We start from the raw sequence: 21,610 nt of genomic DNA on the forward strand, positions 1-21,610 counted from the left end.
CGTAATAACTACTGCAAAATTATGGTTGAGGCTTCGCGTTTACGCAAGCTCAACTGGTATCCGGATACGTTAATGGCTATCGGATCGCCAAGCGGGGCAATCCGATCAACTCTGATCTCTTCGCCTGGCAAACAACCCATTTCCATCAATTTAACTGACATTTCAAGATCAGTAAACTCCTTTACGATACCCTTTTCTCCTACTTCAAGTTGTGAAAGCCTCATATAAAAACGTTAACTGAAACAAATGTAGAGCTTATTTAAATTAAATCCAAATAAGCATAACTATTTTGTAAAAAGTATTAACATATTGTAACAATAACACTGTCTGAAAAAAAAATTTCATGTATATACATCTGTTTTATAAAAAATGACGTTCTTTGTAATATTATCTGTAAGCTCACGCTTACAATGTGATAAGGTTTAGGTTGAAAGCCCCCAAACAGCGAGTGTACGGGGGCTTTTATTTTGCCTTATATTTTTACATTTACAAAGTGAGTAACTTAAAAGAACTTTTATACCAACAATGCCTTGACTATGTGCAGAAGCGCATGGATGCCGCCCAACAGGGTATTGATGAGGCACAACAGGCATCAAAAGACGACACCAAAAGCAGCGCCGGCGATAAATATGAAACTGGCCGGGCCATGATGCAGCAGGAAACCGACAGGAACATGGCCCAGTTAAACGAGGCCAACAAACTAAAGGTTGCACTAAACTCAATAGCAACATCAGCTATCAATAAAAACGCCGATACCGGCAGCGTGGTTATTACCAATAACGGCAGTTTTTATATTGCCATAAGCGCCGGCACCTTACTGGTTAACGGCCAAACGTATATCGCTATTTCGCCGGCATCACCCATTGCTTTAAAAATGAAAGGCCTTAAAGCTGATGATGAATTTAATTTGAATGGCAAGGCTTATAAAGTAGAAAGTATTTTATAAGTTCACCTTACCAAATAACCAATAAACTTAATCCATGGATACTCCCCAAACCCTGCCGATACTTGATGCTGCCGAACTGCGCGTTTTAGGCGCATTAATAGAGAAAAGTAAAGCTACGCCCGACTACTACCCAATGACGCTTAACGGACTAGCCGCCGCATGCAATCAAAAAACGTCGCGTAAGCCTGTAGTTCAATATGATGATGAAACCATTGTACAGGCCTTAAATACGCTAAAAAGGCGCGGATTAATCTCGACTGCCACTGGCGGCTCCATCCGGTCGGTAAAATACAAGCATAACTTTGCTATTGTATTCCCGCTTATTCCGTCCGAACTTGCAATTATGTGCCTGCTGATGCTGCGTGGCCCGCAAACGCCTGGCGAGTTAAACACCAACTCGGGCAGGTTATATGAGTTTGAATCTATTGAAGAGGTACAGGAAATGCTGGATAAGCTAGCCGGCGGCGATATGCCTTACCTGGTACAGTTGCCCAAACGCCCGGGCCAAAAAGAAGCCCGCTACGCGCACTTACTGGCCGGCGTGCCCGAAGTTAATGACGATGATTTCGACGATCAGCCTGCGGGCCGTGCTGACAGCGGTTTGGAAACCCGCCTAGCAAAGGTTGAACAGGATCTTGCCGAGCTTAAAGAAGCTTTTGATAAGCTGATGAAAGAATTAACCTAACCCGCAAATCGCATATTCATTCAGAACGTTTTCTTCTTATCCGGCGGCAGTTTAATTATAAATAAAACTACCGTCGCCGCGGCGCTGCATTCTTTGGCCGTTACGCATTGGCGTACCACTCCATTTTTGCAGGTTAAGGCGCAGGCCCACCATAAAGTAACGGCTTAGCGTGTTTGACAGGGTATTGGTTACGCCGGTTGCCGTTACCGATTGTTGTATATAATTGTTTTGATGCAACAAGTCATAAACATTAAACGTAAATACCAGGTTTCTTTTCTCCAAAAATTCTTTTTCAAACCCGGCATTTATAATAAACGGGGTTGTATTACCACCGCTTATCCCCGTGATATATTTTTTTGTGGCATCGTAATTAATTTGCCAGGTTTTAAAGAAATAAAGGCGGCCGCTAAGCCCCAGTGATGTTGTATTTAATGATGTTGCTTTTGCGTTAAGCAATGTTGTAAAATACCTTGATATGTCATAACCTACAAAAGGGTTGATCTCGATATTTTCGTTTGGACTTATCCGCGGGCCAAAACGTTCATCAAACCGCCAGTTGGTTTGGTGATATAGTTGATTATTACTCATTCCGGGTGTATAGCTATAGGTTACATTTCCGTTTAACGAAAGATTTATGGTTCGCTCGTTTGATTGTTTAGAAATGGAATAACGGCCTACAATTGTTTTTGCGCCATCAAGATTGAGGTAATAGGTTTGCGAAATATTTTTATAGGTGGTTAAAGACGGGTCCGTTGTATTGATTGTCAGCGGTACGCGCAATAGCACTGTATTTTGCGCTATGGAGTTCTCAATACTACTTGCGTTTACACCTAGTGAAACATTAAATTTAGCGTTTGCCAGGTAATTGTTGTACTGGGCCGTAAGGGTATGTGTAAACGAGGGTCGCAAATCCGGGTTGCCGATAATAATGTTGTTGGGGTTTGACCTGTCTGTAAAAGGTTGAATTTGAGTAAAGCTTGGCTCCTGATTTCGGCCATTATAATTTAGCGTAAACCGCTCTGTTCTTGACCACGAGTAGGCAAACCTGAAAGCCGGTATCACCCTGAAATCAGAACGCGACGTTGATGCGTTGGCACCTACCGCGGTATTTAGTTTTTCGCCCGTTAAAAGAAATGGCACCGCTGACGCCCCGACGGACAAATTAACCCTGGTACCGCTGTACCGGTAATCAAGCGTTGCGCGGGTATCGGTTATGTTGTAGTCGTAGATACTGTTATAACGCGCAACAGGAATTATCTCGCCGGTTGACAACACCGTATCCTGTATGGAAACGGAGCTGTTGTTTCTCTGGCTCAGATTTCCGCTAAACTCAAGTAAAGAAAGGGCGCTTAAAGGCTCAACATAGGTTATTGATGCCTGGTACGTTGTTGTCGCATTTGTCCGGTTACTTAACAGGTGTACTACCGAGTCTCTTAAAAAAGCGTTTTGCGTAGTATCGGCAAAATAACGGTAGGTGGTGTTTTGTTCGCCATTGGCTTTGGCGCTTGAGTGTGTTATGCCTAATTGTAATGAAAAGTTTCTTTTGGGTTTTTTAAATACATGCAAATAAAAAGCCGTTATGCCAAAATTGTTGCTGGTATTTAAGGTTGAGTTTACGCCATTATTGGTAACGTGTTCAAACCCGGTTGTATAATGGTTGATGTTATCGGCATAAGAATCATTTAAATTAGATGAGTTGGTAGCGCTAAAGGTGGGGTTTATTTGCAGGTAATTGGCGCTGTCCAGGTTAATATCCATTTCGTAATTCAGATTATGCGATTTGCTCTTATTTTCTGTATTACTGTTGCTCACAAAATCACTTGGCCCAAAACTCGTATAGCGTTGGCCATAGGTATCATTTAAGGAGTTGTTATTGTTAAACGAGTAGGTATAGCTGCCTACTACCTGCACATTTTTGCTCCACTGATCGCGATAGTTAAATGACGGAGACCCCGACCGGGTTGTACCGCCGCTGGCGCCGTTTCCTCCGCCGCCGCTGCTGCCTCCACTGCTTCTGGCATTATTGCCAACTCCTATACCTCCTCCGCCATCATTGGTTGCGCCACCCTGTAAGCCGGTAGATGCAACTCCTAATACCGTATTGCGAAGGTTGCCTATAATACCGAGCTGCTGGTTAGCATTTATCCGCTGGATAAAAAGCTGTGCGTTATACCTGTCCTGGCTACCATATTGCCCGGTAATACGGCCGGTAGTACCAACGGACCGGTCGGCCTTTGTAGTAACGTTCAACACTTTTTGAGGGTCGCCGCTTTTAACGCCGGTACGGGCAGCCATGTCGCCATAATCATCAACAATCTGCACTTTTTCAATAATATCTGCCGGTAAATTTTGGATGGCCTGGGCAATGCTACCGCCTGCATATTCTTTACCATTTAATTTGGCTCGGGTTACCTGCTGCCCCTGGTGGGTTAATGATCCGTCTGTGCCAACTTCCATTCCTTCCATCTTCTTTAGCAATTCATCCAGCGTTGCATTTTGGCGCACTTTATAATCGCTTGCGCGATATTCAACCGTATCCTCTTTATAGGTTACGCTTGGCGTGCCGTTAATATTTACTGTAGCTAACTGGTTTGATTCGGTTTTTAGGGTAATGGGGTCAAGAACCAGATTTTTTTTTGTATCGCTGAAAGCGTATTTCTGCACAAAAGTTTTGGAGCCGATGCTGGTAACGGTGATATTAAAGGTGTTTTGTTTAACGCTTTTAAATATAAATATCCCGTCTTCGTTGGTTGATCCGCGCAACGTGTCTGATTTTGATTTAAGCGTTACCAGGGCCCCTATTACTGTTTGTCCGCTTTCATCTTTAACAATTCCGCTAACCTGTCGCGATGCCAAAGGCGGCGCGACAGGTGTTGCCGGTTGCTGGCCGCGGCTAAACTGCCCTTGTCCCTGCCCGCCGCGGTCAGCCCTTTGTGCAAATAGCTGCCCCGCCAGCAGGACCAAAACAACTATAGTAAATACTTTTTTCATCTTGTGAATTATAGGTAGTTTTATTGTTTTTTCGCGATCGTATATTTTCCCCAAAAATAGCTTGGGCTTACCAGGTCCATAAAATCAAGCGCATTCCTGCCTCCGCCGCCCCCCGGCGGGCCGCCACCGCCCTGAGGCCCCCGGCCGTCATTGATCTGCAAACCGTTTAACATGATCTGGTAGGCAACTTCTTTGGGGGTGTCGGCAAACAGATCAAGTGATTTAAGTGGTATGGCCAGTTCAAATGTCAGGCTGCCATCGGCATCAAAATTTATAGCCGCCTTTATGCTGTACTCGTTATAAATAGAAATAAGTGTGTCCGTAATATTTTTAAAGCCTAAAACTTTGATCTGCTTGGCCGCTATGATGGTGCGTTCATGTACCGCCTTCATCAGTTCGGTATCTGCTCCCGCGTTTCGGTTACCAAAGCGGTTACCCAAACCACCCGCCAGCCTCTCGGGATGTTCAATTATCGGGAACGTTACGTTATAGGCGTCCTTCTCTTTCTTTTTGCCTTCGGTATTTATGGTTAAGGAAATCCCGCCGGCAATGATCTTTGCGGTAGTGGTAAAGTCTGTTGATTTGGCAACCAGGTAAATGTTCCTGTCATCATTTGCCAGCAGATAAAGTAAGCGCGTGTTTTTATTATAAGCCTGGAAATTGTTGTTCCAGTCGCCCAGTTTACCGTCAATTTTTATTGGCGAAGGAGCCCGCAGGTTGGTAGCCTGCACCGTTCCTAATTTTTTTGTTGTCGTTTCCTGGGCAAATAAAACAATATTGGTTGCCAGGCATAAAACAATTAAAAGGATAAGGTTTTTCATTTTCAAATCTAATTACTTGCCCGCGTTTTAGTTCAGCCTAGACAAGATTGGTAATTGACCGTTAATGTAAGAAATAAAGTACACCACCCGCGTTATTGTAGCGACAAATTTACGCATCGCGAAAACTACACATTTTGCTTTTAACAGCCCGTTGGACAGCTAAATACGTAAATAGATTAATGACGCTATTGATATATTGAGAGACCGCGCAACTTGTGGGGTTGCAGGTATAATTACTGCAGTACCGGGCGGCTATTCAACACTATGCTTGTATAGCAATTACTTAATAAGCAGGATAACTAAATGGCAGCGCATGAAAAAGCTACCTGCAAGGGGCAGAGAAAATTGACCAAACCAGAAATTTCCTTTAGCGTTCAGCAAGGATTAACTATCTGACAAACAGCTTATCTGGTTACTCAGGCGGCTAACTGATAGGCCACCATATCAACTAAAGAGTCTACATTAAATGGTTTGTAAAGAATATCGTCCGGCGATCCGGGTTGGTTCATACTTAGCTTCACGTCATTACTACCAGTACAGATAATCACAGGCAAATCCCTGGTATCTGTATTATGTTTTATTTCATGGCATATTTCGCGGCCGTCAGCATCAGGTAACATCATGTCTAAAATAACCAGGTCAGGACTGGCTGTTTTAATACGATCTAATACCTGGTCGCCATTGTTTAAAGCGATAACGTCATAGCCCTTATTGTTTAATATATAGGTCATCACCTCTATCATAAACTCGTTATCATCGACAATTAATATCTTTTTAGACATGACCTTTTATTTATTGACTCTCTGCAATAGCCATGCCGAATTAACAATAGGTTAACTTTTTTACAAAAATGGCGCCTAATCTTTCACCCGGCTGTCTATGAAAGTTAACCAATATTAAACAGGTATAAATTATATTATTTAGTTTTCGCTTTTTACAGACGGACCAAAGGCGTCATCAGCAGCATCGGAACGTATGGCCACCATTGATTTGTTAACCTCAATTGTTTAGTTATCAGAGCGCCCGTGTCTGACCAACGCTTGTATAGTTATAGCTTTCCCTGGTCTTTTAACGCCTGCCGTTTTTCTTTTTCCTGCTGCTTGATAGCTCTTTTTTCCTGGCGGATCTGTTTTTTTGTTTTACCGGTTGGGTCTATCGCATTTATGCGCTGCTGCTCTTCATCCTTAAGCATTTGTTCGGTTTTTTGGACAACCGTATCCTTTTTGCCAAACAAGCGCTGAAAGAAATTGGGTTTCTTAGCGGGTTGTGGCTCTTCGATGATTGGAATGTCAATATCGTCATCGCCGGGAGCGTTCAATATTTTGCTGGCAGCCGCCGAATCAACCGGTGTTATCTTGCGGCGCAAACTTGCTTTTAACTGTACCGTATAAAAGCCGTACGAACTGCTGTCTGCCTGCGTAAAACCCTTACCCATCATCATGCGGCCCAATGAATTAAAGTAGTTCTCTAACCCGGGTCTTAAACTTCCGTCAGGTAAAAAGGCATAGAGTCCCGCTCTCGGACGCGGCACGATACTGGCCAGGAAAATACTTTCGCCTAACGTTAACTCAGACGGAGCCTTGCCAAAATAATAATGCGAAGCTTCGCTGATGCCATAGATCCCGGGGCCCCATTCAATAATATTAAAATAAACCTCCAGCATCCTGTCCTTGGTCATGATATTGTTATTCTCAATCAGCCAGACAATAAGTATCTCTTCGATCTTACGGTTCAGGGTTTTCTTCTGGTTTAAAAATGAATTCTTAACCAGTTGCATCGATATGGTACTGCCGCCGCGTTTAAACTTATGATCCTTAATATCGGTTACGATAGATTGCCTTATGGCCTTCTCTACAAACCCGTGGTTCTTATAAAACGTCGGGTCCTCGGCTGTCATCACCGCGTTACGCAGGTATGGCGACATCTCTTCCAGCGGCGTATAATCCGGGTTTTGCGGGCCGATAAGGTGCGGCGGCATTGGTTTATCCTTAACGTAAGGTGTATAAACAAAGGGACGGTTCAGCTTGCCCAGATCGGTTTTCCCGTATTTCAATATGCGGAATGCCGGATCTTTATCCATTCGCGAATCAAATTTTAAGCTGTCCGGCTGTTTGGTATTAAGGTAAAAGTTTAGCGAATAATTAAGTTTACCCGCAACCTTAATACCATCTAACGACTCAAACATCCCGGTAGGGAACGAGTCAAAAATATCCTGCGCATTTTGCCAGCCGGTACTTAGCTTAAGCTCATAAATTTTTACCGGCTTTAGCGTGTATTTAATAAACGGATGCGCGCTCATTTTCTTTAAATGAATAACTGACGAACTATCCAGTGATATATAATTTGATCCTACAAAAACATTGGCCGCAATTGACCCGTCCTGCACTATGATATCATTGGCTGCCAATCCGGGCTGGTTTACCAGCAGGTTATGGGCGCTGCAATAGGTTTCTATCCGGGTTTCACCGTCGCTGTGCTTAACATTGGTCAGCTTAACAGTTATATTATCAAAATTAACCCGCGCATGAAAACGCTTTTCAATAAAAGGGATCTCGACCTTGCCATTATCAGCATAAAGCCTGATGTCAATCAGTTTATCGCTGGGGTGCATTGTGCCGGCAAAGTGCCAGGTTGCAACCGTATCATTAATTTTTAGGGTTGATGTCAGGTCGCCATCATCAATTTTGGCTGTTTGGGTAAGTAACTTCAGTTTTGTGCTGTCATTGGTGAATGATACCAGGAAATTATTGACGATTAAATTGTCAGGTATTTTATATAGCACCTGTTTGATCAGGTTATTTGAAAGTTCGCTCAAATCAACCTTAGCGCGGGCCTGGGTGGAGTCTGCTTTCTTTTTAAATAAAAAATCAAAGTTTCTGATTCCCTTAAGATCCGTTAAGTTTAAATGCCCGTTAAGCAGATCAACATTAGCCAGTTTTATGTTGCCAAATAACAATGGCCATAGTTTTATACTTACATCAAAATGTTTAACGGTAAGCAGGCTGTCCCGGTTTTCGGGTACGATGGTGATGTCGGTGCAGGTAATGGTGGTTAGCCCCGTAAAATGTGCCGAACCGATCTGAAGGTTTAAATGATAAAGGCTTTTGGCTTTAGCCTTTGCCTTAGTTATTTCGTGTTGTAAGATGCCTTCGCGTTTGGTGTAGGCAATATATCCGCCAATAAGCAGGATAACCAGTAAGGAAGCAGCAACAATACCCGCCAGGCGGATGTATTTAGGATTAAGGCGATGCATCAAAGAATTTTTGTCCAAAACTAAACTAAATTGTATGGATACAAACGTTATGATTGCTAAAATGTTTCCTTATCAGCAATGCATCGCCTTAATTTTAACCTGTTTGGGCTTACATCTTCATTGCAGGTTTCATCTTTATTAAAGCCGGGCTTATACGCAGGTAGGCCTGGAAACCTACCGGCGCCGCGCCGTAATAACTTTTCAATGCCGATGGCGACCTGTTTAGCGTGCCTTGTACACCTAACGTTAAGCTGGTGCTTTTTACGGTAGCTAAAATATAATTCGTCCCTAATGTTAACGCGTGTATGTTGAAGTTTGGATTGGCCGGAAACATGGCATGCATGTCCATTTCTTCTGCATCCTTTTGCACAAACTCATAGCGGCCATAAACTGCGGCGCGGGCAAACTGCAGGCTGTTTTCAAGCAGGATGGAGGGCTGTGTTTTACCATTGTCCGAATAATGATTTTGCCCGTATACCAAAGTGGTGGCCACGTAACTATCCTCGCTTAACATTTTGGTATGAATTGCAGAAGCCGTAAACCGGTTAACATTTTGCGCCGGCTCAGCTTCTTCCGGGCTATGGATCATCCCATCTGACAACTGCAGCGCCCACTCTTTTGATGGATTATAGGAAACCCGAACCGAATAGGAATCAAATTTCATTTCATCAAAATTATACCTGAACTCGTCCGGCTCGCGGCCCGTAAATGCAGACCCTTCAATCTTTACATCCTTGTACCTGAAGCCAAGCGTCGCAACGCCAAATGTTATGTGCGTGGCATCCTGGTAGTGGTGGCCCAACGGCGCGTTGGGGTTATTAATGGCCGACAAGCGGTGCATGAATACCGGTGGCCCCAATGCAGGTTCGCCGGGATAGCCGAAAGACAACGAAAGATCGGCGTCTTTAGCTACACGCTGGGTATAGGCAACGCTCAGTTCGGCAAACAAATCATGCGGATGCTGGCGGTCAACCAGCTTTTTGCCCTGGTATGATTCGCCTGTTTGAAACAATAACGGATATCCACCCGCGCCAATCAGAAACGGATCAAGCGAAAACATTGTATTGATGGCAAACAGGCCGTTGCTGCCAACCCTGGTTTGTGTCATAGCCATCACCATATTGGGCACGTCGAATTTTTGGCCCCCGCGGTTGCCTGATTTAAAAAGATCCTGGTTATTGTACCGGGCAAAAAAACTGCCGTGGATCATGGACATCCATTTTTTGCCCTGGATCATATAGGCGTACATCGGCGATTCGTCGGGCACCCATGATGAACCGGAACCATCGCGGTTCATCGGCAGGTCTAACGAGAACTGGCTGTTCATTTTCATAGACCCCATGTCCATATCCATCATATCCATATCGTCCATTTCAACACCATTCATATGGTGGGTATGACGCTTAGGGGCCTTCGTAGTGTCCTTAGCCTTATCCATTTGCGCTAAAGCGGATAATGATCCGGCCAGCATTATTGCAATAATTATATAATACGTTTTCATTGGTTAGTATTTTAAATAAAATTTAATCGTAAAAAATAAATACACGGTAAACCTTACGGGTTACCTAACGATAAATTAAATTCAAATACGAAGGCTGCAGTTTTTGATATACTGCGCCGTTTTACCGGAGGGTGGTGGCGGAGGTGGTGGCGCCGGCTTTGAAAGCTTGTCTAAAAGTGCCTGTTGGGCCGACAAAATAAAATCGCCGAACGGGATCTTCGATAGCTCAAAACCAAATAGTTTAGTCATTAAAGACGGCGACTCAGCCTGGTGAGCATCCCTGATCTTTACGTCAACCTGTTTTTCCTTGCAGCATTTCATTTTCATCACCGCAACAGGTTTGCAGGATTTTGCCGGTGAGTTAACGGTTACGGCAGCAAGGACACTGCCACAATAATGAAGATTAAGCGCAAAACCAAATGCGGTAATGAGATATACCTTGGTTAAAAAAAGCGTTGTTAATCTTTTTATCATCATACAAAGCTAATCTTTAACCGGTTAAAAAACAAGGCCCCGGCAAAACTGCCGGGGCCCGTAAAACTATATAGGTATTTGTATCTTAATTGCCTTGCTGTGCCTGCTTTTTCATTTCATCGTTAGCAACAATTGTTATTTCAACTCTGCGGTTCTGCGCGCGGCCTGAAACGGTAGTGTTATCAGCTATCGGCTCAGAAGCACCTTTACCTAAAGTGGTTAAGCGCGAATTGCTAACATTGTCGGCAACGATAAAAGATCTTACAGCTTCCGCTCTTCTGATAGACAGATCCATGTTATGATCAGCAGATCCCGTATTATCCGTATGGCCAATTATGGTAATATTTGTCTGCGGGTTATTTTGTAATGATGCAGACAGGTTATGCAGGTTTGTTTTGGCTACCGGCTTTAAATCGGCCCGGTCAACATCAAATAATATCCCTGAGTCAAATTTTACAACAATACCCTCGCCCTGTCTTATTACAGTGGCTCCGGGCACGGTTTGTTTAATCTCAGCCGCCTGCTTATCCATCCTGTGCCCAATCAATGCGCCCGCAGTACCGCCAACCGCACCGCCGATTATAGCGCCCAGGGCTGTATTACCGGCACTGTGCCCAATTAATGCACCTATTGTTCCGCCGGCGCCGGCGCCAATGGCTGCACCTTTTTGTGTTTTGTTAAATGAACTGCATCCTGCGCCTAAAACGCTCACGGCAAGGGCCACGGCTACTATACTATTTCTAACTGCTTTCATGTTGTTTCTGGAATTTATTATAATTAACAATAAAGTTGCAAACGCAATGCCAATAAGTTAATAATGAGGCAGAGGGCGCCATTAACAACTTTAAAAACATTTTTTTACCATTTACGAAATTTTGAGGAAGTTGCTGCCAACTGCGTTGACTTGTTTTTAGTACAGATTTAGTTTTAAAATGCCTTACGCCAAACCAATAGCCGCCAAAAAATCTCGGCGCTTAACAGCGCACAAATTGCAAACAGTGCCGGCTTGATAGTTTCTGCGGATGAAGAGAATGCTCCTCCCAGAGCGATAAAATAAACCAGTGCCGGAAGCACGAGCATTAAACAAAGCCCGGTAATGCCCAGCGGAATTTTAAACGGCCGGGCAGTACCGGGTTCTTTTATGCGGAGTTTTATCAATGCAATGTACTCCAGAGACAGGCCTGCGCCGTACACCGTAACATCAATAATCAGCAGATCGGCAAACGTCCACAATATCATCAGGCTGACGATGGCGGAGCAAATCAGGATAGAAACGTAAGGAGTCTGAAAACGCGTATGTAACTTATTAAGCCTCGCCGGTAACAAACTATCCTCAGACATCACCTGTGGCACACGCGATACCGACAATAAAACTGCGGCGTATATGCCCAACGTACTGGCCATGCCGCCTAACGCCAATAACGCTCCCAACCACCGGCCCCCTATCAATGTACCCAAAGCAGGAAATCCTTCATTGGTTAAAACAGCCGGACTGATACCGGATAACTGCGCCACCCATATCACCAGGAAATAAATAACAATTACCAAGGCAAAGGCGATGAGCGTGGATACGAGATATGATCTTACAGGTTTTTCAACTTCTTCTGCATAGGTTGTGGTATTGTCCCAGCCCAAACAATTCCACATTACCGTATACAGCGCCATCCCTAATGAAGGAAATGAAATGCCGTTTAAGGACGGCGGCGGGACAGTTAAGTGCCCGGTATGATGATAAATTGCCAAACCAAAGAGTATGATAAAAGGGGTCAAAACCGCAGCGCCCAAAAACAGCGACACCCTACCAACCGGTACTATGCCCAGTATATTTAAACCGGCCGAAACCCATATAATAACCAGACATACCGGGACTTTGTAAGCTTCAAGGCCCGGGAAAAAGAACGAAGCATAAGCTACAAACAATACCGGATAAATGGCCAGGTCGACAAAAGTATAAAGCCAGGTCCACCAGCCTTCATAAAAACCCCACCGGGTGCCCAGCGCATATTTTACCCACTTATAATAACCCCCGGTAACCGGCATCATACTATTTAACTCGAGCACCGTAAAAATTGCGGGAACATCCCACAGCAAAGGAGTGACCAGCAAAACTAATAACGCAGCATGCTGTCCGGCATAATCAAGTAATGGCTCAAGGCCATACGGCCCTCCGGATACGGTAAAGAAAATGACAGCCACCAGCTGTACCGGTCTTATCTTTTTTAAATATTCTTTTACGGCCATCGGCCATAAAAATATTGTTTTATACCGAATTTTTAATGCCCCCGTAATACGACAAATTTTAATGTTTTTCAGGCAGCAAATTAACTGTAGGTTAAATGTGCGGTTAAAATCGGGCTACAATAGCTTGTTTTATTAGGCAATGCCGAAGTAGTTATTAACAAATATTAACAATATATGTTAGTTTCTTGGTCGCTTATAACAAACTGATAATAAGGGTATTATATATAACGTAATCCGCCTGGATAGTTACCGGCGGCAGAGGGTATCGGTTTGATCCGTTAAAAGATGAAAACTTTATTGAGAAAAAAGAAATTTTTGGGAGCTATTTTTTAACTGTTTGTAACACTAACAGAGTTATTTACGTAAAAATGCCTTGCCTGTTAATTAAAACATGGTTGATTATGTGCGCTTTAATGTTACCCCGAAAACTGACTTTTTTGTTTTGCTTTATCCTGGTTGGGATAATTGGGTTTTCTTTCACAGAGATAAAAGGAGCGTATACATCTATATTGGCCGTTATTACCGACAACGTAACTGTCTGCGGTACAAGCACAACGTTAACTACAAGCACGATACCTGGCTATTCAAACCCTATCTGGAACGACGGGACAACGGGCACATCCTTAACAGTAAATGCTTCAGGCGATTACTGGTGGCAGGTTACCGGCGCCAACGTTGTAACCAATGGCGACTTCACCAGCGGTAATACCGGATTTACAAGTTCTTATACCTATAAGGCCAAGAACGGTAATCAAAGCGCATTATTTTTGGAAGCGACCTATGGTGTTTATACTGATCCCAACGCACTTCATAGTGGCTTTAGCTCTTATAGCGACCACACTGGTAACAGCCCCGCGAACCAAAGAAATATGCTGATAGTTAACGGGGCACAAACCGCTAATACTATCGTGTGGACACAAAATATTACCGTATCGGCTAATACAGATTATGTTTTTTCGGTATGGGTTTCTTCGGCCAACGCGCAAAATCCGGCGCAGCTGCAGTTTTCTATAAATGGCAGCCCGCTGGGCACCATCATCACACCGCCAACTACCACGGGCGTCTGGCAATACTTTACCACTACCTGGACCTCGGGCGCTGCGGGAACCTTTCCCATAGCGTTGGTTAATCAAAATACTGCTGCCAGCGGTAATGATTTCGCGGTTGATGATATTGTATTTGCGCCTGTTTACCGCCGAAACGTGCATGTGGTGCTTAACCCGATCCCGGTATTGACGCTAACCGGACCACACACCGCCTGCGGTAGTTATAACTTAACCCAGACAATTGTCGGGTACGACACCAATACCTACGATTATTTTTTTAAAGACAGTAACGGCAATACCATAACAACAGCAAATGCAACAGCAATAAGCCTGAGTGGCACCTATACCATCACCGAACAAAATAAAACTACCGGCTGCACGTCGCAACCGGTGCAAACAACAGTTACCATTAATCCAAACCCGCAAAAGCCGGGGATTTCACCACTATAAAACAACCCATTAATTAACAAACGCAAATGATCATCATGAAAAAATGTCTCCTAACCATCACAACAGTCCTGTTATTGTTAATGACAGCTGCTGTTAACCGGGCATCTGCACAGGTTGCTTCCGGGCCCAGCGATGCTACTACTGCGCCACCAACAGCGGCGACCGACGTGGCTAAAGTATTATGTTCCGGATCTGTAATTTCTATGTCGGGTCCGAAAGATCCGGGCGGTGCCGATTACACCAAATATCACTGGTATAAAATTGACGTGAACGGCAACAAGCAGGAAGCTACCACCATAACCGGCAGAACTTATACAGAAACCTCTACTACTGCAGGTTATTATAACTATCAGGTTGTTACCGAAAACGCCAATGGTTGTACATCGCCACTGTCTGACGTATTTAAGGTGTTTGTGTTGCCGCCGTTAAGTGTAAACATAACCACGCCGACAACTTCTATGTGTGCCGAAGCAGCCAATTCAACCCTGTTAACAGCTAATGTTACCCCGGCAACAGGATATACAATCAATTATCAATGGACCAGGAATGGCACCCCAATATCTGGCGCCACCTCAAGCACTTATAATGTAACCGGCGAAACAACCGCGGCAACCGTAACTTTTGGAGTGAATGTAACTTATGCACTTAATTCAACCTGCTCTGCTACAAACACCAAAGATATTACGCTAACACCGCTGCCAACCAAACCAACAATTACAGCTAATTAATAATAAAGACGATGGATCTTAACAAATAAAATAACGTGCAGTCACATCAATGAAGCATCTGTGTAGAATAATAGTTATATGCGCATTGTTGATTATTAAAAGTACGGCTTACTCGCAAACTTCGGCAAGCCAGGGAGGGTATCTTACTTTTACGATCGACGAAGGGGCATCTATTGTTCTACACGGAAATGCTGATCATGCGGCCGCATACCAATGGTATAAGAATGGGGTGAAGATAAGTGGTTCAATATCAAAAGATTACGTGGCAAACACGGAAGGTGTTTATTCTGTTGTGGCCTATAATGCCGAAGGCTGTCCGTCAGTAACGGCTGATGGGGTGCGGATTATAATTAATCCAAAACAGGTGACCACTCCGGACACCGTTGTGGACCTTGCCATCACTATCTCATCATCAAACATACATGCTTCGCCCGGAGACAGCTTTACCTATGTGTTAACAGCGAATAACAACAGCCCCATATCCGGAACCAATGTACAGGTGAGTTATATCCTGCCACAAAACCTGGTTTACTTGCCTCAACCAAATAACGGGGAAATAACGTATGACATCGCAACCCGTAAATTAACCTGGAGCATCAGCAAACTGAATGAAAATGACCCTACCAGAACAGTGATAACCGTTAAGGTTTTAGCCCCCGGGATTGTGCAGAGCGTGGTTAATATAAAGGGAAAACAGATTGACCCGATAATGGCAAACAACGTTGCCCAAACAGTACAGCAGGTTTATCCGTTAGTAATTACAAACGTATTTACCCCAAATGGCGACGGCGTTAACGATACGTTTGTGATACCTGGCCTTGATACTTACCCTGATAACGAATTAACTATAATTAACAGATGGGGTAACACAGTTTATAAAAAAACAAATTATAAAAATGACTGGGATGGAAATGGAATGGTAGAAGGAACCTATTTCTATGTACTAAGAGCGAAGAACAAAGCTGGTGTATGGGATACGTACAAAGGCTATTTAACCTTATTAAGAACTAGGATATAATGAAAAAAGGGCTGTTTATTTTTGTTTTATTAACCTCGTTTATCACAGCAAGCGCCCAGCAGGACGCGCAGTTTAGTCAATATATTTTTAACGGTTTATATATTAACCCGGCCTATGCCGGTTATAAAAGCGATTTTTATGTTAACAGCTTTTACCGTTCGCAATGGACGGGCTTAAACGGAGCACCGCAAACCACCTCGATAGCAGCGGATGGCTCGGTGGCCAATGATAAGGTTGGCCTGGGCCTTTTATTGCAACGGGACCAGATAGGCGCCCAGAATAACATAGCAGCCTATACCAGCTACGCATACCGGTTACAGATCGGAGAAAACGAAAACTCCAGGCTGGCGTTTGGCCTTGGGGTTGGGCTTATCCAATCAGGGCTTGACGGTAACAAACTAAACCCGGTGCAATCCGGCGATAATTATATCCCGACGGGTTATCATAGCTTTTTGTCTCCCGATGCGCGCCTGGGAGTTTTATATACCAATGATGATTATTTTATCGGGGCCTCGGTTGATAACCTGCTTCCCCAGTACATGCACAGCGCTCAAAACGTTAGTTCGCTGGGTGTCCCTGTTCCTAAACCGCATGAGTATTTTACAACAGGAGCGCTATTTAACCTGAGCGATCAAAACAAATTTAAACCTTCTATATTGATAAAAGACAGCCCAACTGTGCCGACCAGCATGGATGTTAACGCATTTTTGCTGCTTAATGACCGGTTATGGCTGGGAGCAACTTATCGTACAGCCATAACGCTTTATAACAAACCTAATTTACAAAAGGATTTACCTACATCAAGTGCCCTGGTTGGTATAGTAGAGTTTTTTGTTACTGAAAACGTGCGCATAGGTTATGCTTTTGATTACTCATTGAACAAAATCGGAGCCTTGGGTTATGGCTCACATGAAATATCTATAGGGTTTTTATTAAAGAACAGCAATAGCTCACGTTCAAGATTTAATGACCCGACCAGGAAATGTTATTTTTAAGATCAAACTTTAAACAACGCGAATATCAGGGCCGCTTTTTGAGTCCTTGTGTAACTGATAAATTTTAATTCTGATTTGAAAGTAAAATCACCCTATGTCATGAAACATTCGCTTAAATACACGTTGATACTTCTGATAGCTGTAGCCTGCTTTTATATCACTTGTAAAAAAGATGCAACCTTATCAGATAACACCATAAATGCAGGCGATTTAAGTAAGCAAATCGCGATTAGCCTTTATAAGTCGTTGTCGGGCCAATATGGCGGCGCCAATATTAATGACGGAATAAAGGCCCCGTTAAACATTGCGCCCGGACATAAAGGGCCGCGAATTAACAATGTAAACCCATATTGTGGCCTGGTGATAGATACCTCCTACCAGTTTCAAGATGTTATAGCCGATACGGTTAAAAGATACTTTGGTCATTATAAATTTACCTACGTTTGTACTGGTGATGTCCTGGATAGCTACCGGCTTGACGATAGCATTGCCAATACGGTAACCTATCCTCTTTATACAGCAAACTACAAACTCACTCAAAAGTATTTTGTAAAAGCCATTGATCAAACCCATAAAATATCATCTGTTGAAGGAACCATCGGCTTTTCGTCGCATGCCTCTTTAGCCAGCGCAACGCATGGCACCACCCAATATCATAACAACGATAGCCATTACGTTTTACAGGGAGTTAAGGTAGACATCAGCAGCGGCACTGCCGATGTTGTGGAAGGGACAGCAGCCTTCACCGCCCAAATTGCCAACCTGGATGGTAATACAGCTGTTAATAATAATTTTAACGGCACCATTACATTTAGCGGCCATCTTATAGCGCGGGTATTAATACACCTGGGTAATGAAACCAAATTATACGTCGTAAACATGATCACCGGGGAAGTAACCACGGGCTAAGACCGGGCTGATCTATCTTCGTTATAGCTGACAATCCCCATTCTGGGGATAAAAACACCCATCAAACCGCTTGTTTAACCGGTCAGGGTTGTTTTTTACCTGTATTATTTGTTGGTATTGCTTTTGTTAGGTTGTCGCGGATAATGCTCCGATCAATTAAAACGTATATGAAAGCATCCTTTAAAATTACTTTAACTACCCTTGCTGCTGTATTATTAGTTTATACCGGCTGTAAAAAAGTTACCGAGGCGCCGGGCGGCTCAAACAATTCGCCTGCTAATACAATGGCAGCAGGCAAACAAATTGCTGCTAATCTTTACAAATCAATCACCGGCCGTTACGGCGGCGTAAACATTGGCGATGGCATTAAAGCTCCTTCGGGCGTTGTGTCAACCCCAAGAGGCCCCCGGGTAAATGGCATCGAGCCATACTGCGGCTTTACAATCGATACCACCTTAAACCTTGAAAACCAGGTTGGTGATACCCTGAAAAATGTTGACAGCAAATACAAGTTTATTTATACCTGCAGCTCGTCGGCACTTGACGGATATTTTTTGTCAGACAGCATTACCTATACTGATAAAGGAGCATTGTTTTTAAACAAATGGATAACCGGTCAAAATTATATCGTAAACAAATCAGGTTCTGATTTTAGCACGATATCAATGCGCGGTTATATCGGCACCGATTTTTATTTATCAACGCTTAATAATTCCAAAGCAATAATCGCTTATAACCGGTCAGTTACGCAATATGTTTTAAACGGTCTTACAATAAATGTTGCGGCCGGTTCTCCTGATATAATCGCCGGAACCGTTAATTTTAATGCTAATATTTCTTATCTTGAGGATGGTAATACAGTAACCGGGGGTTTCACCGGTTCAATAGCTTTCCTGGGAAACCACCAGGCTCATATAACCGTAATTTACAATGGCGAAACTACGGTATATGCTTATAATTTATTAACCAATGAAATTAACCCTATTTAAGTTTATCTTAGAAATGACGGGGTTGCCAAAGGATTTACGGCCGGCTTTATACAATTAGCCCGACGGCTGCCCTTTTACTTTAGAAAAATATAGACAGCCGATTATTAGCAAACTAAAAGTTCGGCGACGCAGATCGCCAGTCTTACTAAAGATTTTATTCGTTTAAACCTGGCAGATGAAATAAGACAATCTATTCTGCCAGTTATTTTAGGCGACGGGGTGCCGTTTTTTTGATCAAATAGGACAAGAACAAACATTACATCTAAAAATGTGACAGCCTACAAAAGCGGCATGGTCGAACTCTGTTACCAATTTAAAAAATAACCGCATTATAAAATTGATGGTCACGGCTTGTTATCAGGCTCACCTTTAATTTTCAAGCAGAATATAGTAGGCATCCGCAGGTAACTTTAGCGAAACGCTGCCTGCTAATAACTGCAGATCCAGGCTTCTGACGGGATATCCTGCCGCATCCAGCTGTACTGCTTTTTTGATCGATTTACTTTTTAGTATGATGCTGCCAACCGCAGACATTCCCAGCCAGGGCATTTTGCCGGTATTGGTTATCCTGAAACCGGGTTGTTGTTTTTTGCCTTCGGTTAATACGGTTGGTTCTTCGCCCCAGCCGGTTGGCCTGAAAATGGTACCCACCTGAAGCAAAAGTTTTTTTGATCGGTCTATGCTCAACCCATCCATGCTTACCAGTTCAATGGTAGCATATTCATTGGTTGATTGTATGGTCACACCGTTTAAGCTAAATAAACGCCTTGTATTTAAAAAGCCGGCTACTGCTTTTGCCCTGGGTGTATTTAATATAAAAATGCCTTTTTTGTAATCAAGCTGTTCCTCATTAGTAACCGATGTTACGGTTGATTCTTTTAGATTGATTAATTGCTTAAGGTTAGCGGCCAGCTTAACGGCGTCGGATTTACCCGCATAGCCGGCAGTTACACCACCGGTTAAAAAGGTCAATGGCGAGAGTTGCCCCCGATCTTTATTGTTAGTGGTTATAAAATCCCTGTTGGGATCAAAAGATTGCTCTTCAAAAATTGCCGGCACGTCACGGTTAAGCATACTTTTCATTGTCCGTTGTTCCTGTACGGCGTTGGCCTCTTTTACATAACCCAGTCTTTGTATCAGTGCATTTGCCGGGAACATCCCTATCTCACCGGGCGTCGAGGTGCTCCATCTGTTTAAAGGATGCTGGCCCTGTATATTCAAAAATGTAAAATAAGGCTGTTGTGAAAAGTCGGTGGCCGTTGGTGTAAACCAAAAGAATGCATCAAGGCCTGTCAGCCCTCCGTAAGCCGCCACCAATAAAGCCCCTTCGGTTTGATACTTATTAGGCAAATTCCACCCGCTTTCTGTCACCATCATCGGGTGGCCGGCAACGTGCTTTATATTTGTCGGCAAATCCGCCGGGTTTTTTAGTGCCGATGGCGCGCCGTAAAAATCGCCGGGATCAACCCGCCAACCCGCGTTTGGGCCTTTATGCTGCGGGTCAAAATATTTGTTTACCGCAATCACTTCGGCGCCACTGTTCGTCCACCGTTCCAGATCAAGCAAACGGCTTTGTGATGCGGTGTGCCAGTTGTTACCGTTTATTAACTGCCTGCACCCTAAAGTATCCCGATAGTAACGCACCATCTCGTCATAAAAAGAGCGCTGCCTTACGGCGTAAAACTCCACCTGGTCATGCAGCCTGCTTTTATCATCCCCGCGTGGTGGCAGCGTCATATTATATATTGGCTGCAAAGTCATGGTATCTTTAATATCGGGCTGCGGGCCATATTTATCTTTTAACCATTTTGAAAACTGCGCTCCTATGGTTTTGGCTAACGCTGGCTTAATATTATTCATGGTCCAGAAAAAAGGAGAGTCTTCGTTCTCAACCTGTATAACCGCCACCGCCGGTTCGTCTTTTAAGGCTACTTTGGTATATGGATTTGCTGTGGTGTAGAGGTATTTTACCCAGGCCTTATATCCTTCTTTTAACCTGTCGCTAAAAAACAGCACTGCCCACAAATCGTCCTTGCCCGAGTAACCGTCAATACCCCACTCTTTTGGTATCCACCCGCCCATGTGGCCATTAGCCGGCCAAAACGGCGAGATGACGGTATAGATTCCCTGCTTTTTCATTGCCGCTACGCACCGCCAGATATTCCGCGCTTCGGTTATATCCACGTCTGTAACTTTGGTGTTTTTACCGTGTGGGTTAATAGCAGCGTGGTAACGGATAATATTAACGCCCATTTTAGCCAGGAAACGTGCGAGGCTGTCCAACTTTTTATCGTCAAACCCGCCGGCCAGGCTACCGCCATTGCAGCCCCAAAACCGGATTGCTTTACCCGTGCCGTTCACAAATGAATTACCATCCCTGCTTAATTGTATAAATCCGTTTTGGCCGGCAAAATGCTCATTCAGGTATCTAAGGTCGATCAGGCTTTTACCGGCTGATTTGCTAGAGGGATAAGAGAATGTCCACCAGCTTTTATCCGGGACCTGCGCTTTCGCGCCCAAAAGTGTAAAAAATAACACAGCAAAACAGGCAGCTTTCTTCATC

At 43.8% G+C, this 21,610-nt stretch carries 18 protein-coding genes; 8 read left to right on the plus strand and 10 right to left on the minus strand.

Features of this window, described 5'->3' with window-relative positions; genetic code table 11:
- Positions 1–8 precede the first annotated feature (8 nt).
- The gene (locus LJ658_RS06135) at positions 9–224 is read right to left on the minus strand and encodes a FeoA family protein (protein WP_144247026.1); all 216 of its coding nucleotides are present in this window, start codon (positions 222–224) and stop codon (positions 9–11) included.
- Between the two features lie 269 nt (positions 225–493).
- On the opposite strand from LJ658_RS06135, the gene LJ658_RS06140 reads away from it, so the two are divergent.
- Positions 494–946: a 3-oxoacyl-ACP synthase gene (locus tag LJ658_RS06140; protein ID WP_230545595.1), complete on the plus strand. Its 453-nt coding sequence runs from the start codon at positions 494–496 to the stop codon at positions 944–946.
- 34 nt (positions 947–980) lie between these two features.
- Positions 981–1,631, plus strand: coding sequence for a YceH family protein (locus LJ658_RS06145; RefSeq protein WP_230545596.1), 651 nt, complete (start codon positions 981–983; stop codon positions 1,629–1,631).
- Positions 1,632–1,682: 51 nt separating this feature from the next.
- Here the strand turns inward: LJ658_RS06145 and LJ658_RS06150 are convergent, their stop codons facing one another.
- The 8 genes from LJ658_RS06150 to LJ658_RS06185 all read right to left on the minus strand — a co-directional run bounded on the left by LJ658_RS06150 (position 1,683) and on the right by LJ658_RS06185 (position 12,912).
- The gene (locus tag LJ658_RS06150; protein ID WP_230545597.1) at positions 1,683–4,622 is read right to left on the minus strand and encodes a TonB-dependent receptor; all 2,940 of its coding nucleotides are present in this window, start codon (positions 4,620–4,622) and stop codon (positions 1,683–1,685) included.
- Between the two features lie 20 nt (positions 4,623–4,642).
- Complete coding sequence (locus tag LJ658_RS06155) at positions 4,643–5,443, minus strand: hypothetical protein (protein WP_230545598.1); 801 nt, start codon at positions 5,441–5,443, stop codon at positions 4,643–4,645.
- Between the two features lie 416 nt (positions 5,444–5,859).
- The gene (locus LJ658_RS06160) at positions 5,860–6,225 is read right to left on the minus strand and encodes a PleD family two-component system response regulator (RefSeq protein WP_230545599.1); all 366 of its coding nucleotides are present in this window, start codon (positions 6,223–6,225) and stop codon (positions 5,860–5,862) included.
- A 266-nt stretch (positions 6,226–6,491) separates the two neighbouring features.
- On the minus strand, positions 6,492–8,714 hold the full coding sequence (locus LJ658_RS06165; protein WP_230545600.1) for a biosynthetic peptidoglycan transglycosylase: 2,223 nt from the start codon (positions 8,712–8,714) through the stop codon (positions 6,492–6,494).
- Between the two features lie 91 nt (positions 8,715–8,805).
- Positions 8,806–10,197, minus strand: a complete 1,392-nt coding sequence (locus LJ658_RS06170; RefSeq protein WP_230545601.1) for a hypothetical protein — start codon at positions 10,195–10,197, stop codon at positions 8,806–8,808.
- An 81-nt stretch (positions 10,198–10,278) separates the two neighbouring features.
- Positions 10,279–10,674: a hypothetical protein gene (locus tag LJ658_RS06175; protein WP_230545602.1), complete on the minus strand. Its 396-nt coding sequence runs from the start codon at positions 10,672–10,674 to the stop codon at positions 10,279–10,281.
- Between the two features lie 82 nt (positions 10,675–10,756).
- Positions 10,757–11,425, minus strand: a complete 669-nt coding sequence (locus LJ658_RS06180) for an OmpA family protein (protein ID WP_230545603.1) — start codon at positions 11,423–11,425, stop codon at positions 10,757–10,759.
- Between the two features lie 173 nt (positions 11,426–11,598).
- Positions 11,599–12,912, minus strand: coding sequence for an APC family permease (locus tag LJ658_RS06185; protein ID WP_230545604.1), 1,314 nt, complete (start codon positions 12,910–12,912; stop codon positions 11,599–11,601).
- A 413-nt stretch (positions 12,913–13,325) separates the two neighbouring features.
- Between LJ658_RS06185 and LJ658_RS06190 the strand changes: the two genes are divergently transcribed.
- The 6 genes from LJ658_RS06190 to LJ658_RS06215 all read left to right on the plus strand — a co-directional run bounded on the left by LJ658_RS06190 (position 13,326) and on the right by LJ658_RS06215 (position 19,047).
- On the plus strand, positions 13,326–14,408 hold the full coding sequence (locus LJ658_RS06190; RefSeq protein ID WP_230545605.1) for a hypothetical protein: 1,083 nt from the start codon (positions 13,326–13,328) through the stop codon (positions 14,406–14,408).
- 35 nt (positions 14,409–14,443) lie between these two features.
- The gene (locus tag LJ658_RS06195) at positions 14,444–15,136 is read left to right on the plus strand and encodes a hypothetical protein (protein ID WP_230545606.1); all 693 of its coding nucleotides are present in this window, start codon (positions 14,444–14,446) and stop codon (positions 15,134–15,136) included.
- A 49-nt stretch (positions 15,137–15,185) separates the two neighbouring features.
- Positions 15,186–16,154, plus strand: a complete 969-nt coding sequence (locus LJ658_RS06200; protein ID WP_230545607.1) for a gliding motility-associated C-terminal domain-containing protein — start codon at positions 15,186–15,188, stop codon at positions 16,152–16,154.
- Positions 16,154–17,149 (plus strand): type IX secretion system membrane protein PorP/SprF, encoded by a 996-nt coding sequence (locus LJ658_RS06205; RefSeq protein ID WP_230545608.1) that lies wholly within the window; start codon positions 16,154–16,156, stop codon positions 17,147–17,149. Before LJ658_RS06200 ends, LJ658_RS06205 begins: the two co-directional genes overlap by 1 nt.
- A gap of 99 nt (positions 17,150–17,248) precedes the next feature.
- Positions 17,249–18,058, plus strand: coding sequence for a hypothetical protein (locus LJ658_RS06210; protein ID WP_230545609.1), 810 nt, complete (start codon positions 17,249–17,251; stop codon positions 18,056–18,058).
- Between the two features lie 167 nt (positions 18,059–18,225).
- Positions 18,226–19,047, plus strand: a complete 822-nt coding sequence (locus LJ658_RS06215; RefSeq protein WP_230545610.1) for a hypothetical protein — start codon at positions 18,226–18,228, stop codon at positions 19,045–19,047.
- Between the two features lie 369 nt (positions 19,048–19,416).
- Here LJ658_RS06215 and LJ658_RS06220 read toward each other — a convergent pair whose 3' ends face one another.
- A complete protein-coding gene (locus LJ658_RS06220) occupies positions 19,417–21,609 on the minus strand; it encodes a hypothetical protein (RefSeq protein ID WP_230545611.1) in 2,193 nt (730 codons plus the stop codon).
- Between the last annotated feature and the right edge of the window lies 1 nt (position 21,610).

The organism is Mucilaginibacter sp. UR6-11 (assembly GCF_020880695.1).
GTDB lineage: Bacteria > Bacteroidota > Bacteroidia > Sphingobacteriales > Sphingobacteriaceae > Mucilaginibacter.